12 protein-coding genes are annotated in these 15,818 nt (G+C 71.1%); 6 read left to right on the top strand and 6 right to left on the bottom strand.

The window, feature by feature from the left end:
* The first annotated feature begins 219 nt into the window (after window positions 1-219).
* The 6 genes from ACIRDX_RS14150 to ACIRDX_RS14125 all read left to right on the top strand — a co-directional run bounded on the left by ACIRDX_RS14150 (window position 220) and on the right by ACIRDX_RS14125 (window position 7,778).
* Complete coding sequence (locus ACIRDX_RS14150; RefSeq protein ID WP_396626087.1) at window positions 220-1,008, top strand: hypothetical protein; 789 nt, start codon at window positions 220-222, stop codon at window positions 1,006-1,008.
* Window positions 1,005-2,174, top strand: coding sequence for a hypothetical protein (locus ACIRDX_RS14145; protein ID WP_396626086.1), 1,170 nt, complete (start codon window positions 1,005-1,007; stop codon window positions 2,172-2,174). The genes ACIRDX_RS14150 and ACIRDX_RS14145 overlap by 4 nt, the downstream gene beginning before the upstream one ends.
* Window positions 2,174-3,868: a S16 family serine protease gene (locus tag ACIRDX_RS14140; protein WP_396626085.1), complete on the top strand. Its 1,695-nt coding sequence runs from the start codon at window positions 2,174-2,176 to the stop codon at window positions 3,866-3,868. The genes ACIRDX_RS14145 and ACIRDX_RS14140 overlap by 1 nt, the downstream gene beginning before the upstream one ends.
* Window positions 3,869-3,942: 74 nt before the next feature.
* Window positions 3,943-6,408, top strand: a complete 2,466-nt coding sequence (locus ACIRDX_RS14135) for an AAA family ATPase (RefSeq protein WP_396626084.1) — start codon at window positions 3,943-3,945, stop codon at window positions 6,406-6,408.
* Between the two features lies 1 nt (window position 6,409).
* Entirely contained in the window at window positions 6,410-6,799 is a 390-nt protein-coding gene (locus ACIRDX_RS14130) for a hypothetical protein (protein ID WP_396626083.1), read from the top strand.
* 313 nt (window positions 6,800-7,112) lie between these two features.
* The gene (locus tag ACIRDX_RS14125; protein ID WP_396626082.1) at window positions 7,113-7,778 is read left to right on the top strand and encodes a VWA domain-containing protein; all 666 of its coding nucleotides are present in this window, start codon (window positions 7,113-7,115) and stop codon (window positions 7,776-7,778) included.
* A 276-nt stretch (window positions 7,779-8,054) separates the two neighbouring features.
* On the opposite strand, the gene ACIRDX_RS14120 is transcribed toward ACIRDX_RS14125, so the two are convergent.
* The 6 genes from ACIRDX_RS14120 to ACIRDX_RS14095 all read right to left on the bottom strand — a co-directional run.
* Window positions 8,055-8,432, bottom strand: coding sequence for a PIN domain-containing protein (locus ACIRDX_RS14120; RefSeq protein ID WP_396626081.1), 378 nt, complete (start codon window positions 8,430-8,432; stop codon window positions 8,055-8,057).
* Window positions 8,429-8,701, bottom strand: a complete 273-nt coding sequence (locus tag ACIRDX_RS14115; RefSeq protein ID WP_396626080.1) for a ribbon-helix-helix protein, CopG family — start codon at window positions 8,699-8,701, stop codon at window positions 8,429-8,431. Before ACIRDX_RS14115 ends, ACIRDX_RS14120 begins: the two co-directional genes overlap by 4 nt.
* A gap of 211 nt (window positions 8,702-8,912) precedes the next feature.
* Entirely contained in the window at window positions 8,913-9,815 is a 903-nt protein-coding gene (locus ACIRDX_RS14110) for a sulfurtransferase (protein ID WP_396626079.1), read from the bottom strand.
* Between the two features lie 189 nt (window positions 9,816-10,004).
* Window positions 10,005-13,070, bottom strand: a complete 3,066-nt coding sequence (locus ACIRDX_RS14105) for an AAA family ATPase (protein WP_396626078.1) — start codon at window positions 13,068-13,070, stop codon at window positions 10,005-10,007.
* Window positions 13,067-14,242 carry an exonuclease SbcCD subunit D gene (locus ACIRDX_RS14100; protein ID WP_396626077.1) on the bottom strand — a complete coding sequence of 392 codons (1,176 nt, stop codon included), beginning with the start codon at window positions 14,240-14,242 and terminating at the stop codon, window positions 13,067-13,069. The genes ACIRDX_RS14105 and ACIRDX_RS14100 overlap by 4 nt, the downstream gene beginning before the upstream one ends.
* On the bottom strand, window positions 14,239-15,818 hold a 1,580-nt coding region (locus ACIRDX_RS14095; RefSeq protein ID WP_396626076.1), incomplete at its 5' end, for an ATP-binding protein. The genes ACIRDX_RS14100 and ACIRDX_RS14095, both read right to left, overlap by 4 nt.

Below are 15,818 nucleotides of genomic sequence, written 5' to 3'. Positions count from 1 at the left end.
CGCGCCCTACCTGTTGGCGAGGGGCCACCGCGCTTTGGCTCTGGCCTTCGCATTCCCGGCATCGCGGCATCGCGGAATTGACTGCGCCGAGGGCCGGTGTCAGACAAGGCCGGCCCGAGGCGTCTCCTGTCTGACCGGCCCTGAGTCCTCCTGCTTCCAGGGGCCACCGACGCGGAGAGACAAACCCTGGACATCACGCTGTCGCAAGCGCTCGTAGAGATGGCCCCTCCTGATCGCACCCTGTCCCCGGAAGAGAACCAGCGGCGCGAACGCGCCATCGTGATGGTGTTCGCCGAGATGGAGCGCCTGGCACGGCGCACCATCGGCCCCGACCGCCGCGACGACTACGTCAGCAACCTGCTCTGCCGCCTCATCAAGAACCGCCCTGGTCCGCGGCGATATACCGCCGACGACGAAGGCGCCCGCGCGTACCTGGTGCGCGGCCTGCGAAACCAGGCCAGGGACGCCGAGCGACAGAAGGTGCGTGACGCCAGGTGGATCGCGACCCCGAAGGACCGCGACACCGGGAAGCCGCGCACTGCCCGTGACGAGGACTTCGTCGACCTCGAGACGCCCGACGACATCCTTCGCCAGGCCGAGCAGGATCGGCTCGAGGCCGAGGCGAAGCGCCAGCTCTTCGACGAGGCCATCCCCGTCATCGCGAAGGAACTCCAGAACCCGACGGGCTTCCTCGCCAACATCGCCGACCTCCGCGCCATCTTCGAAGACGATCTCAGCGTCCACGCCATCGTGATGCGCGAGGGCGGCACAGACGCGACGTACAAGACGGTGCGCAACCGCGTGTACCAGCGCCACAAGCGTACGCGCGCGTACCTCCTCGAGGTGCCGCGCAACAAGCCTCACGACGTGCCGCGGCTGACCGCATGGCTGTCGAAGGCTGGTCTGGCGCCAGAGCTGGCCGACGAAGTCCGCCGCCTCGCACACGAGGTGTTTGCCCCGCGCGTGGACCGCGCTGCGACGACCATGTCGCCGGAGCCTGTGTCATGAACCGCAAGCAACTGATCGAATCCCAGCTGCGCGCGCTGGGCATCACGCCGGAGATGCTGGGCCCCGTCGAGCACCTGCCGCTGCAGGCCACGCCGGACTACGGCGCACTCGTCGAGGTGCAGGATGAGTTCCACCTTGGCGCGACGCGCGCGCAGGCCCGCGACGTGCCATCGTTCGGGAAGGCGTTCAGGCAGGCCATGTCGTGGCTCAAGAAGGACGCCGTGAGCCAGGACGACACCGAGCCCACGACCATGTTGAGGAGGCACGCCTCGATGGCTCCGGCGCCGCCGGAGTCCGCCCTGCTGCCGGCACACAGCTCGGTGATGGACGCCCTCGGCCTGCGCATCGAGGTGGACCCGGCCGGACGCGACCTCCGCGTCATATCGCGGGAGGGCGGCGCGTTTCAGGTGCGACCGGACTTGCACGCCGTGGAGGCCCAGGTCGCGGACGCGGCGGGCATCGCACGCGTGACGCTGCAGCAGGACGGCCGCTTCCTGATCGAATCGGCTGCCGGCTCGCCGATGGTGGTGGGCTGGCGCGACTCCCGCAACCTGCTGCTGCGGCCCGTGTATCCATGGGCAGCCCCGCCGGTCGAGGAGTGGACCACGATGACGACCGACCGCTGGATGCAGGACCGACTCTCGCAGGGTGCGCGCGCCGACGCATGGACCCGCACCTCGCTGGCGGGCCAGCTGGCCCGCCTGTGTGAGCCCGAGTCGCGCGACGTGGCCGCGCTCATCGCGAGCGGGCGCCTGCAGGACCTCGTGAGCGAGGTGGAACTCGCGCCGCGGCGCTGGGCGCGGGCGCTGCCGCCCTCGGAGAAGGCCGCGCTCGAGCAGCAGGCCGTGCGACGCGCCGAGGCGCTGGGCGACGACCTGACGGACCTGTTCGACACGCTGTCGGCCGACATGGCGGAGGCCTCCGAGTCGTGGGCGCACCTGTGCCACCGGCGCGACGACATCGAGAGCGTGCGGCTGCTGCTGAAGGAGGCGGGCACGGGAGCGGCCCTCGACGCGGCGCTCGAGGCGCTCGACCGCACGGGACGCGCGGTGCGCATCAACCTCGAGGCCTCGCTGACCAGCGACGACGAGCGCCTGCGGCGCGTGGCGCTCGGGGATCCGTCGGCCTGGTGGGGCAGCACGGACTTCGAGGCGCACTACTTCTGATGCCACCGCTGCGTCCGCACATCGCCGAGACGGCGTTGGCGGCCGGCCCCTGGTGCTGGCCCCGCGAGGGGCCGCGTGCCGAGCGGTGGCAGGCGCGTCATGGCGCGCCGCCGCAGCTCGCGCCGGGGACCACCGCCGGCCTCACCGTGCACGACGACACGACGGTGCTGTGGTGCATCGCAGCCGGAGGGCAGCGCACGCACGGGTCCGACGGCGCCACGCTCGGCCCCAGGACGCGCGCCGCCTGGCGCGAGGCGGGCATCGCGCTACCACGCGCCGTGCCCGTGCTGTGGCGGAGCGTGCACGAAGGCACCGCGCAGTTGCCGCACGTCGCCTACCTCGCCTCCACCTCCCACGTCGCCAGCGTCCCCGACGTGCGCCGGCCGATCGACGGCCCGTCGTTCGGCCTCGCGTTCGCCCTGGCCCTGGCCTCGCGCGTGCTCGGGTGCGAGGTGCCGGGCGACGTGATCGCCACCGCCTCGATGGATGCCACGGGGCGCGTCGGGCGCGTCGGCGGGCTGGAGCAGAAGCTGCGGGGCCTGGCCAGGCTCGCGCCGTCCGTGCGACGGGTGCTCGTCTCGGCGGAGCAGGCCGACGACGCCCGGCGGCACGCCGCCGCGCACCTCGATGTCGTGGGCGTGGCACACGCGGCAGAGGCCATCGACCGCGTGTTCGGTCAGCGGCTGTCGGCACGGATCGTCGAGGCGGGCGAGGACACGGACCGCCGACAGGAGCTCACCGGCAGCTTCTTCAGGCTGGCGCTGATGGGCAGCGAGGCCCTCGTGGACTGGAGTCCGGTGCGACGCGGCGCGGCGCTGGCACTCGAGGCCTGGACCGACCTCGGCGACGACGCGCGGTACCGGCTGGCGTTTGCCGAGGCGGTGGCGGCGCGGCACGTCGACAACGGCGGACGTGTGGGCCTGCCGCCGCGGGGGTGGCTCGAGCGGCAGCCGCGGATGATCCGCGCGCAGGTGATCGCGCACCTCGTGCAGCAGTGTGCCGATGCCGGCACGCCCGAGGTGTCGGCAATCGAGCCGCTGGCGACGTCGTTGATCGACCATCCGCTCGAGGAGTCGTCGCAGGCCGACCTGCGGCTGCGTGGCGCACTCGCGCGCCTGCTGGCGGTGACGGGCCGGCCAGTCGAGGCGCTGGCGCTGCAGGAGCGGGTGGCGCGCGCCTTCTCGTCGATCTATGCCGACCAGGACGTGGCGTACCCGCTGGCGGAGTGGGCCAGGCTGGCCGGCGTGGTGGGCGATCGCCAGGCGCTCGCGCGAGCGGTAGATCTGCACGAGCGGTCGCGGAGCAGCGGCGGCTACCGGGGACTGGGCCCGCGCTACGTGGAGCTGGCGATCCTGAAGGCCGCGCGGCTGCTCGATCCCGATCACGCGTGGCCACGGGACCTCGCCGTGGCGATGGGTACCGACGCGACATTGCCCGACACGCTGCGTTGGTCGGCCTTGCGCTGGGCGGGCCGCGCCGGGCGCGCGCGGCTGGTGCGGGCCGCCGACGGAGGCAGTCGGGTGGCGGCGCGGCAGCTCGTGTTGTCGGACCTCGACGAGGCGTTGCGCGCCGGCGAGATGGGGACGGCCGAGTCGTGCGTGGAGGCGTTGGCGCGGTACGATCCCGGCCCGGTCCGGCACCTCAGACACACGGGTGCGACCGTTGCCGAGATCGCGCGGCAGTACCCGTACTGAACAACTCACACCGTTCGTTTGCGCGTCGTGAATCGTTGTACTCAAGGAGACGGCATGCGTCTCCCCAGGCACTCGTGACAGACATCCTCCTGAAGCGCATCGTCCAGCAAGGGCTCCAGAGTGAGCCCTTTTCGTATTACGTGATCGCCGCTTGTGACGGCGATCAGGTGCTCGCCTCCTACATCGACGACGGGATCGGGCCAGCGACGCCAGACGTCATCGCCGACGAGGTGGGCGCGCCGTTGCATCGCGCGTACATCAAGAGCGTAAAGGTGCGCGGGTTTCGCGGCATCGGTCCCGAGCGCGTGCTCGACCTGCACCCCGCCAACGGGCTGACGGTCATCACGGGACGGAACGGATCAGGCAAGAGCAGCTTTGCCGAAGCCATCGAGGTGATCCTCACGGGGCGCTGCCTGCGTGTGGCGGGCATGCAGAAGCGCTGGCGCGACGGCTGGCGCAACCTCGACGAGGCGAACGCCCCATGGATCGCGCTGGAGTTCAACATCGAGCAGGCAGGAACGGTCGTGCTCCAGCGCAAGTGGAACAGCGCCGAGGATCTCGACGATGGCGATGGCAAGCAGACGGTCGTCAAGACCGCCCGGGAGACGACCAGCATTGCCGGCACGCGGTGGCGTCGCGCCGCGTCCGACTATCGGCCCTTCCTGGCGTACAGCGAACTCGGGACGCTGATCACCGAGTCTCCCTCGCAACTGCACGACGCGCTGCTGGCGGGCCTGGGGCTCGCAGACATCGAGCAGGCACGCAAGCGGCTGGTCGCGGCCCGCAACCAGCGCAAGTCCCTGATCGCCGACGCGCGCAAGGAGGCCCGCTCCCTGCAGGCCACCGCGCAGGACACGGCGGCCCGGCACGACGACGACCGCCTGGCCCGTCTGTCCGCGTTGCTGGCCGTCGATTCCCCTGATCACGCAGCGCTCGAGCGCCTCGTGGACCTGTCGTCGGACGCGACCGACGCGCTGGCGCAGCTTCGTGACCTCGCCGCCCTGGCCTCGCTCGATCAGTCACGCCTCGCGGATGCCGTGAGGGCGCTGCGGGAGGCCGACGCCAACGACCGGGCCGCCTCTGCCGACAAGGCCGGCCAGGCCCGCCGCGTCACGCGGCTGCTTGAACAGAGCCTCGAGGTCGTCAGGACCGGCGACAGTGAGACGTGCCCGGTGTGCAAGTCCGAGGGCGTGATCACAGACGCCTGGCGCAGCGCCACGCAGAAGGAAATCGATCGCCTGAAGGGAGAGGCCGAACAGGCCGAGCAGGCACGCACGGCCCTGAAGGAGCGGACTCGCGAGGCCCGCCAGTGGATCACGCCACTGCCCCAGGCCGTCGATCGAGCGATCACGACGCCGATCGCCGGGCTCGATGTCGGGCCACTTGCCGACGCGTGGGCGGCATGGACAGCGGTCTCCGCCGACGCCAGCGGCAACGCGCTCGCCGACCACCTGGAATCGAAGGCACCGCCGTTGGCGACCGCTCTCGAGGCGGTACGCACGGCCGCTCGCACGTTGCACGAGCAGCGCCAGGATGTGTGGCGGCCGCTGGCGCAACAGGTGCTGGCCTGGCTACCGATGTCGCGCCGGGCCGCGCACGTGGCCGCAGCGCTCCCACACCTCGATCGCGCAGCCGAATGGCTCCGCGAGGCGGTCGACGTGCTCAGGGAAGAGCGCTTCGAGCCGATCGCGCAGCAAGCCGTACAGAACTGGGAACTGGTCCGACTGCACAGCAGCGTCAACCTCCGTGAGATCACGACGTCGGGGGCGGGCCCGACGCGCAGCGTGTCGCTCGATGTCGACATCGACGGGCACGAGGCGAACGCGCTGGGCGTGATGAGCCAGGGGGAACTCAACAGCCTGGCACTGAGCCTGTTCCTCCCGAGAGCCGCGCTTCCGGAGAGCCCGTTCGGGTTCATCGTGGTCGACGATCCCGTCCAGGCCCTGGACCCGTCCAAGGTCGACGGCCTGGCCCGCCTGCTGGCCAACGCCGCTCGAGAGCGGCAGGTGATCGTGCTGTCGCATGACGACAGGCTGCCCGAGGCCATTCGTCGGCTGGGCCTCCAGGCGCGGTTCGTGGACGTCAGCCGACGCGCCAACTCCGTCGTCGAGCTCCGCAAGGTCGTCGGGCCCGTCGAGTTGCTGATGGACGACGCGCGCGCCGTCGTGAAGACGCCGGAGATCCCGCTCGCCCGCAAGCAGCGACTGGTCGCCGGCTTCTGCCGGTCGGCGATCGAGGCTGCCTGCATGCAGACGATCCGATCGCGGCGCATCGCGCGGGGCGAGGCGCACGCGGACGTCGAGCGCCTGCTCTGCGAGCTGGATCGACTGAAGCCGCTGGTGTCGGTCGCCCTCTTCGACAAGGTAGAGGAAGGCAAGGTGGACGCCCGCCTCACACATGCGATCGGCACGCGGGCGCGGCAGGCGCTGGACGACTGCAATGATGGCGCGCACGGGCGGTTCGACGGTGACCCGATGACGCTGGTGCGCGATTCCGAGGAGCTCGCGCGATACCTGCGCGACCAGGTGAAGGTGGCCTGAGATGTCGGACGCCACTCCCCGCAGCATTCTCGGGGACGCCACCGAGCTGGTCACGGGCACGGACTGGGCGAGCGCCTTCTGGTGGTGCCGAGGCGCGACGCTCCTTGCTCGGCAGGCACTGGAGCTGTCACTTGCGCAGTTCTGGGAGGCCCATGAGCCCGGCATGGAACGGGCCTCCATGCGCGCCCAGTTCCTCACGCTGCATGATGTCGGCCTCGATGTCGCGGTGATTGCCAGCGGCAACATCGTCTACGACCAGCTGTCGCGCGCCTGTCACTACCATCCCTACGAATTGCAGCCCACCCGCAGCGAGGTCGAGGACTGGATCGGGATGGTCGCGCGCTTCCACGACGCGCTCGTGGACCACGCGATGAGGCAGCCACCACGCTGATGGTCTCGCCCCCACGGGCCACCGGCCGGCCGCGCCGTCGCTCCTCGTGATCGGCCCCCCCGAGGCCGACGCGCGTGCACTGGCCGCACGCTGCGGCCAGCACGCCTTCCAGGGGCCGGCTCTGACGCCACCACGCGCCTGTTGCTCGGCGACGTCTGACACAGCATCCCGCGGCCCTGCTCCCTTGTCCCTCCCTGGGCTGGTCCCTCGTCCCTTGACGCCCTGGTGACTCGTCGCTCGTCCCGTGTCCCTTGGCCACGCGGCGTCAGATGGCCTGCCACCCTGGCGTTTCGCCTCCATGGAGGGACGACACATGAAGACGGACATCACGGTGGTGCTGGATCGATCGGGCTCGATGGAGAGCATCGCCAGCGACATCGTCGGCGGGCTGAACGCGTTCGTGCAGAAGCAGAAGGACGGGGAGGGCGAGGCGCACTTCACGCTGGTGCAGTTCGACGACCAGTACGAGGTGGTGCACTTCCGCGTGCCGATCGTCGAGGTGCCAGCGCTGACGCGGCGCACCTACGTGCCGCGTGGGTCGACGGCGCTGCTCGACGCCATCGGCCGGACGATCAACGAGATCAGCGCCCGCGTGGATCGGATGCACACCGAGGAGCGCCCCGACCAGATCGTGTTCGCGGTCGCGACCGACGGCGAGGAGAATGCCAGCCACGAGTTCACGAAGCGCCAGATCTTCTCGATGATCCGCCAGCGCGAGAAGCCTGGCGCGGGCGACCCGTCCGCGAAGCCGACCTGGGAGTTCGTGTTCCTGGGCGCCAATCAGGACGCGATCCAGGAAGGCGGCCAGATGGGCTTCCAGGCCTCGCGCGCCGTGGACTTCGACGCCGACGCCGGCGGCGTGTACGCGGCGATGAGCGTGATGGCCGCCAAGGTCTCGGCCAAGCGCGCGCGCGGCCACCTCGCGTCGATGGACTTCGTCGCGCAGGAACGCTCGATGATGAGCCGCAAGAAGCGGTAGGCACGGCGCTGGGACCTCCGCCGTGCAATTCAGAATTCAGAGTTCAGAATGAAGCGCGGGGCGAGCAGGGTCGGATCTACCGCAGGACTGGACGAGCAAAGCGATTCAGCGTTCAGAGTTCTGAATGCAGCGCAGGGCAAGCAGGGGCGGATCTACCGCAGGCCAGACCGGCGCCGCCTTTCAGCACTCGACCGGCCCTGCCGCCGTTGCGAGCTGCCCTTCATTCTGAATTCTGAATTGTGAATTCGTGTGAGCGTGCCGGGTCTTCCAGCACGCTCACACGATCTGGAGTCCGTGTTCGGCAAACCGCTCGAACCCGGCGTCGGTCGTGGCCAGCGGCGCCTCGGCGTCGATGGCCGCGGCTGCGATCAGGCAGTCCTGCAGCGAGCCGCGGCGGCGGCCTGATGCGTTGAACAAGCGCGCCGCGAGGTCGGCATGACGCGCGTGCATGGGAACGGGAGCACTCAGCAACCGGGCGGCAAGCGCCCGCTGCTGGTCGGTGACCGGGCCGCACTGGAACTCCGCCCAGGCCATGGCACTCATGTGGATCGACCGCCCCTCATTGAGCCAGCGCGTCATCAGTGACGCAGCCTCGGTCTCCGGTCGCGCTGCGCGCAGCAGGAAGCTCGTGTCGATGTGGACGGCCGTTGTCACGGCTTCTCCCAGGCCATCACGTGCGCGTCGCGCTCGGCACGGATCTCGGCCACCCATGCGGCCTCCTTCTCCGGGGTCATCTGCATCGACTCCTGCAGTTCTTTCAGCGCCGCCAGGCGATCCGAGACGGCCGACTGCTCGTCTGCCATCTTCACGGCCCGCCGCAGCACCTCCGACTTCGACACGTTCCACCTCCTCGCCAGTTGCTCGATCCGCTCGACCGTCTCCACGTCCAGTGAGTACGTCGAGCGAACTGAAGTTGTTGCCATACTCAGAGTATGGCCATAGTTCTTCTTGAGTGCAAGCGCCATTCGTGGACCCTCCGGGCTCCCTGAACAGGCAGCAGCCGTGCCAGTGGCGTCATGCTGGAAGTCACGCAAAAAGGGCCGGCTGGCGCCGGCCCTTGCAGAAACTGCGATCGCGCGCAGCATGTCCCCAAGCCGCCGTTGGCAGATCACGGCGCGATGGGGACATCGCGCCCTACCTCGGCGTCGCCGCCTTCACCACCGGCGCGTCCGACGCGCTCCACTCCTGGTACGACCCGTCGAAGAGCTTCACGTCGTAGCCGAGCATGCGGCCGACGACCACGGGCACGGTGGCCTGGACGCCAGACGTGCAGTAGCTGACAACGGGCTGGCCCGGCGTGAACCCCGCCGCCGCGAACATCTTCTTGAGCTCGTCGGCGGACTTCACCGTCTTGTCGGCGTTGAAGAAGCTGCTGTACGGCAGGTTGACAGCCCCGGGGATGTGGCCGGGACGCTTGATGGCGCCGCCGCGGTCGTCCGCTCCCGTGTACGACTCCACCGGCCTGGCGTCGAGCACGTGGGCCGCCGGCGCATCCAGCCCTGCACGCACCGCTGCCAGGTCCACCGTGGCGCCCTCGCGCGGCTTGATGGTGAGCGAGCCCGGCCTGGGCGCCGCCACCGCTTCCGAGCTGATGCCGTTGCCGGCCTCCACCCACGCGTCGAGGCCGCCGTCGAGGATCGACGTCCGGGCGCCGAGACCCGCGTAGTCGAGCGTGAACGCGACGCGCGTGGCCAGCGGGAACTCCGCGTTGCCGAAGTAGACGACGATGCGCGAGTCGTCGCTGATGCCGAGGGCCTCGAGCTTCGCCTCGAGATCGGCAGGCGCCGGGAGCTCGTTCTGCCTCGGCGGGTTCGCCGTGGTGATCATCGAGAGGTCGACGAAGTGCGCGCCGGGGATGTGCTCCTTGGCGTAGGCCTCCTTGTCGCCCACGTGCAGCAGCACGAGCTTCGGGTTCATCTGCTCGGCGGCCAGTGAGGACGCGGAGATGAACGACGGCGGGGCGGTCGGCGCCTGGGCGAACGACGTGCTGGCGGCCAGCAGCGACAGGGCGGCAACGGACAGAAGACGGCGGGCCATGGTGCGACTGTAGCAAACCGGCGCCCAGCGGCCGATCCGCCCCCGCCCGCCCCGCGCTGCATTCTGAACTCTGAATTCCGAATTGCTGCTGTGCTCGTCCAGCCCTGCGGCAGAGCCAACCCTGCCCGCCCCGCACTCCATTCTGAACTCTGAATTCTGAATTGCTGCCCCTGTGGGCGTCGGTCAGCCCTACCTGATGGACCAACGGGAGCCGTCGGGGCGCTTGTCGATCACCACGCAGGCTGGCATGCGGTCGGTGAGCTCGCGCACGTGCGTGATGATGCCGACCATCCGCCCGCTGACCTGCAGCGATTCGATCGCCGAGGCCACCACGTCCTGCGCCGCGGCATCGAGCGTGCCGAAGCCTTCGTCGATGAACAGGCTGTCGAGCCGCACCGCGCCGGCCGCGCGCTGCACCTGTTCGCTCAGCTCGAGCGCCAGCGCCAGCGACGCGAGGAAGGTCTCGCCGCCGCTCAGCGTGTCGGCCGCCCGCCGTTCCTGTGCGTTGTCGTGGTCCACCACCACGAACTCATCGTCTACCCACAGCAGCGTGTAGCGCCCCGACAGCTCCATCAGGCGCGACGAGGCCCCGGTGACGAGGCGCTCGAAGGAGTCGCGGAGCAGCCAGGCCTGGAAGGCGTCGGCCTTGAGGTCGATCGACAGCCGGGTGTAGGTGTCGAGGGCCTGTTGCGCCGCGGCCACCTGCGACTGCGCCGCCACGGCCTCGAGCGCGCGGGCGCGCAAGCCCTGCAGGTGCACCTCGAGTTGCGCCAGGCGCTTGACGTGCGCGTGCACGGCCGCGTCGGCATCGCGCTCGACCGCCAGGCACCGCACCACGTCGTCTTCGGTCACGGGTTCGGGGCCGAGACGGCCCTCGAGATCGGCGACCTGCGCGTCCACCGTGGCGGACCGCCGCCCGAAGGCGGTCGCCTCGTCCTCGAGCGCCACGAGGTCGGCCTCCGGGACCAGCGCGGCCGCGGCCTCGCCCACCGACGCGAACCCGGCCGCTGCGAGCGATCCACTCACGCGCGCCGCCACCTCGTCGAGCGCGCGGCGTGCCTCGTCGAGGGCGCGCGCTGCCGCGGCGTCGGCCTCGAGCGCGGCCGCCAGGGCCGTGTCCTCGCGCGCTGCGGCGACACGCGCTGCGTCGTGCGCGCCGTCGGCGTCGAGGATGCGTGCCTGAAGCCGCGCCAGTTCGGCTCTCGGGTCGGCGGCGTCGGTCGCCTCCCGGATCTCGGCGCGCTGCGTCTCGAGCGCGGCCTGCTTCTGCGCGAGCTGCTCGACCAGTCCCGCGAGTGCCTGCCCGGTCGCGGTGATGGCCTGCACCGTGAGCGCCACGCGATGCTCCGCGCCAAGGCGCGCGTGCTCGAGCACCTGCCGCTGGCGCTCGCGCGACTCGCGCTCCGCGCGCAGGGCCTGCAGGTCGTCGAGGCGCTCGAGCAGCCAGTGTTCCGGCATCGCCGCGCGCGACGCCGGCAGGTACGGCGACAGGTGGCTGACCAGCGTGTCGATCGCCCTCGTCACCCGATCGCGCAGGGCGCGCTGCTGCTCCTCGGTGGTGAGGAGCCGCTGGCGCGCCCCCTCGACAGACGCCGCCGCTTGCCCCTGCCGCTCGCGCTGCTTGGCCAGCCGCTGCGACAAGGTGCTGCAGGCATCGATGGCCTCGTGCTCCGCGTCGACCAGCGCCGTGAACTCCGGGGCCAGCGCCACCGGCGGCACCTCGACGACCACCTGTTCGCAGACCGGGCACGCCTCGCCCGCGTGCAGGTGCGAACGGAGCGTCATGGCGCGGAGGGCATCCTGCGCCGCCGTCAGCTGCCGTGCGGCGTCGGCACGGCGCGCCTCGGCGCGCGCGAGCGCCGCCTCGGCCTCCCCCAGCGCGGTGACCTCGACCGCCGCGATGCGCTCGGTCTCGGCGAGGTTGGCGCGTGCTCGCGACACCTGCGCCTCGGCGTCGGGCCCCTGCTGTCGCGACGATCGCAGCTCCCGCGCCACGTCGCGCCCCTGCTCGCACACGGCAAGCTCGGCCGGATCGAAGGTCGCGGCTGCCAGTTGCCTGTCGAGTCGGGCCACATCGTCTGTGGCCTGCTGCAACTCCCGGGCCTGCGCGGCCTGTTCACGGCGCCGGTCATCGAGATCGGCCTGCCGCGCATCGCGCTCGCGCGTGAACGCCCGGCACTCGGCGTCGAGGGCCTCGGCGTGCTGCAGCCGGCCCTCCAGGGCCTTCAATCGCTCGACGGTCGTCCGCACGGGGCCGAGCGCCGCCACGGCCTCGGCCGTCTCGTCGAGGCGCGTCCGTGCGGTTGCCGCGGCCTGCCGCACCGTCGCCAGCCGTGCCTCGGCCTTCGTACGCGCCTCGGCCCGCTCGCGGCACGACGCCTCGTCGCGCGCGTGCTGCGCCAGCTCCGCGCCGATGGCCTGTGCGCGTCGCGACCGCGCGATGCGATCGAGCCGTGCCTGCTGCGTCGGCAGCGCTGCGCGGAGCTCGTCGCGCTCGGCCAGCCGCGTCGCCAGGTCGCGCGCCAGCGCCGCGCGCGCTTCCGCCTGCACACGCGCTGCCTGCGCGCGATCCCGTGCCTCGACCAGCTGCGGCTGTTGCTGCTGTGCCGCCGCGAGCTCGGCTTCCGACGCGGCGATCGCCTCTGGCGTGGCATCGGCACACGTGGCCAGACGGCGTTCCGCCAGCTCGAGGTCCTTCTTCGCGTCGCGGCACCGCTCGCCGGCCAGCTCGCGCATGCGGCCGTACACCCCGAGGCGCAGCAGGTCCTGCAGGATCTGGCGTCGCTGCGCCGGCGCGCCCTTCAGGAAGCGCGCGAACTCGCCCTGCGGCAGGATCACGGCGTGCGTGAACGCGTCGTAATCGAGGCCGACAAGGCGCTGGATGGCCTGCGAGACGCCGGTGGCATTGCCCGCGACGGGTGTGGCGCGGCCGTCGACGATCTCGTCGAGCTGGCAGGTGCCCGGCAGGTTCTTGCGCCGCACCATGCGCGACACGACGAACGTGCGCGGCCCGACGGCGAACCGCAGCGTCACCGTCATGCGGTCGCGGCCGTGCGAGATGAGCTCCTTGATCTGCCCGTGCCCCACGCGCGACACGACGCCGTACAGCGCGAAGGTGATGGCGTCGAGCACGGAGCTCTTGCCGGCGCCCGTCGGCCCGGTGATCGCGAACAGCGACAGCGCGGAGAGGTCGAGCGTCGGTTGCGGATCGCGGAAGCAGGTGAAGCCGTCGACCTGCAGGCTGAGCGGCTTCATGCGGGGTCGTCCTCGCGCAGGGCGTCGGCGTAGAGGGCGTCGAACGCCGCCAGCGCCGCGTCGGTGGGCGTGCCTCCCGACTGCTCGACGTACAGGCGGTACAGCTCGCGGGGGGCGACGCTGCCCGGTACTGGACGCACCGACTCCTCGGAGCCCGGCCCTGCGCCACGCAACTCCACGCTCACCACGCCGGGGAGCGCGTCGCGCACGCGCCTGTTGATGTCGGCATCGACCGGCCCGAGCGCCGCATCCACGATCACGCGCAGATGGGGCTGCCCAGACAGATCCACGTCGGCGACGATCGGCGTGGTCCCCGGGATCACCGCCGTGCGCAGCGGCCGCGCGCCAACGTACGGCCGCGCCTCGACGCGCGCGGGCTGCCCCGGTCGCGCCTCGACGATGTTGTAGGCCTTGGGTTCGCCTTCCTCGCCGAAGTCGAGCTGCATGGGCGCGCCGGCGTACCACGTGGGCGCGGGCGCAGACTCGATGCACTGGTGCTTGTGGATGTGCCCGAGCGCGACGTAGTGGGCGGTCGCGGGCAGCACCTGCGGCTGCGCGGCCCAGTCGTCGCCCACGTGCATGCGTCGCTCGCTCCGGCCCACCACCGCGCCGTCGAGGTGCGTATGTGCAAGCAGCAGGTTGACCGTGGCGCTGCCGAACCCGGCGCACATGTGCGACACGTACTGCTGCATCCGCGCCGCGTAGGTCGACATGGCCGCATCCGGCGCCGCGCCGAGCTCCTCGGCCGAGAGCACCTGCGACGCCGACACGAACGGAATCATCGCGACCAGCGCGGTCTCGCCCGACGCGGTCTCGATGGAGACGCACCCGCCCTGGTCGCGGTGTCGCACCACGCCGCGCGCGGTCACGCGCGCCAGTTCGGCCAGCTGCGCCCATGCCTCGACGCGCGCCGGGCTGTCGTGATTGCCGGCGATCAGCACCGACGGTACCTCGAGCCTGCCGATCCGCCGGAAGAACCCGAACACGATGCGCTCGGCCTCGGCCGGCGGCGACGGCGTGTCGAACACGTCGCCGGTCATCAGCACGAGGTCGATGCGCTCGCGCTCGACCACGTCGGCGAGATCGTCGAGCACGGCCGCCAGTTCGTCGAGGCGCGACTGTCCCTTCCACGCCTTGCCGGCGTGCCAGTCGGAGGTGTGGAGGATTCTCACGGCGTGATCCGGGCAAACAGCGCGGCGTCGTCCTCGACCCTGGCCGCCGGCACCTCGCTGGCGCGCGTCGCCCACGCGGGGAACGGGAAGCGCACCATCACGGGCATCGGCACCTCGGGCTGCGTGACGATCATCGTGCCTGGCTGCAGCATCGATGCGCGCTGGCGGCCGACCGTCGACAGGAAGCCGTACTCGGCGCGCTGCGCCTCGGCGGCATCGAGCCGGCCCACCACGCGCAGCGACGCGTTGGATACGATGCGCCGCTCGACCTCGCTGGCCGTCTGCTGCGCCCCGAGCAGCGACACGCCGAGCGATCGGCCGCGTTCGGCAATGTCGAGCAGCACGTCGCGGATCGGGCTCCAGCCCTCGCGCGGCGCGTACTTGTTGAGCTCGTCGAGCACCACGAACACCAGCGGCTTCGCCGTGCCCTGCAGCTCCTTCTCCTCGAGCATCCGCTTGAGCAGCACGCCGACGACGAACATCTGCGCGATCGAATGGAGCTGGTGGATGTCGACGACGGTGACTCGGTGGTTGCGCAGCTGCACCTCGCGGTTGCGCGCGTCGGAGTCGCCACGCACCAGGTGCCCCATGTGCTGCGCGGCGCGATGCAGGCGCCGGCGGAAGGCGTCGAGCGTGCCTGGCGACACGGGCGTGCTCCCCATCATGCCGTCGAGCGCCGGCGAGTCGAGCAATTCCACGAGGTCGTCGAACGAGAGCAGCGGCGTGTTGCTCACGCGGATGCCGGCGCTCGTCGGGTCGCCCTCGCGTGCCGCCTGCTCGAGGAACTTCTCCACCCGCATCACCACTATCGGGAACTGCGCCTTCGCATCGTCGCCATCCGCGAATACGAACGGGAGCAGACGCTGCTTGGCGAACTCGCGAAGTGTCCACACGTAGGGCGACACGCCGGCCTGGCGGCTGCCGGTGCTCGGCACGAGCGCGCCGAGGGCGCGGTTGGCCGGGGCGTACAGGCCGACGCTGGTGAACGGCCCGACGGGCAGGCCCAGCTTCGCGTAGGTCGCACGCGCCTCGTCGGTGAGCTTGGCGTTGGGCGTGTCGAGCCAGAGCAGGTCCTCGCCCTTCACGTTGAAGATGAGCGCCCGCGCGTTGATGGCGTCTGCCCCGAGCACGCCCGAGTGGAAGAGCGAGTACAGCAGGAACGTGGCGTACGACGTCTTGGTGGCGACGCCGGAGACACCACTGATCGAGGCGTGCGCGCCGCGGGTGCCGTCGAGGAACTCGAGGTTCGCGTACACGGGCTCGCCGCCGCGCGACACGCCGATCGGCAGCGGGTGCTCCATGCGGTCGGCGAACAGGGCCTCGCGGAATTCCTGGCCCACCACCACCCGCGCCGGCGTGCCCGGGTGCGGCGGCACATAGACCTCGGGGTCGATGCGTGTCACCTGCACGTGGGCGGCGTACGACACGTCGGCCGGAAGGATCCCCTTGGCCACGCGAAAGGCATCGCTATCGAACTGGCCGCCCTCGTAGCGCTTGCGCACGATGTCGACGAGGCCGAAGAAGCGCACGACGGTGCCGTCGGGCTGACGCGCCTCGACGACGATCGGGTCGTCGA

The organism is Luteitalea sp., assembly GCF_044337415.1.
GTDB lineage: Bacteria > Acidobacteriota > Vicinamibacteria > Vicinamibacterales > Vicinamibacteraceae > Luteitalea.
Note: the sequence above shows the minus strand (reverse complement) of the source record. Positions and strands in the feature narration are given on the sequence as shown.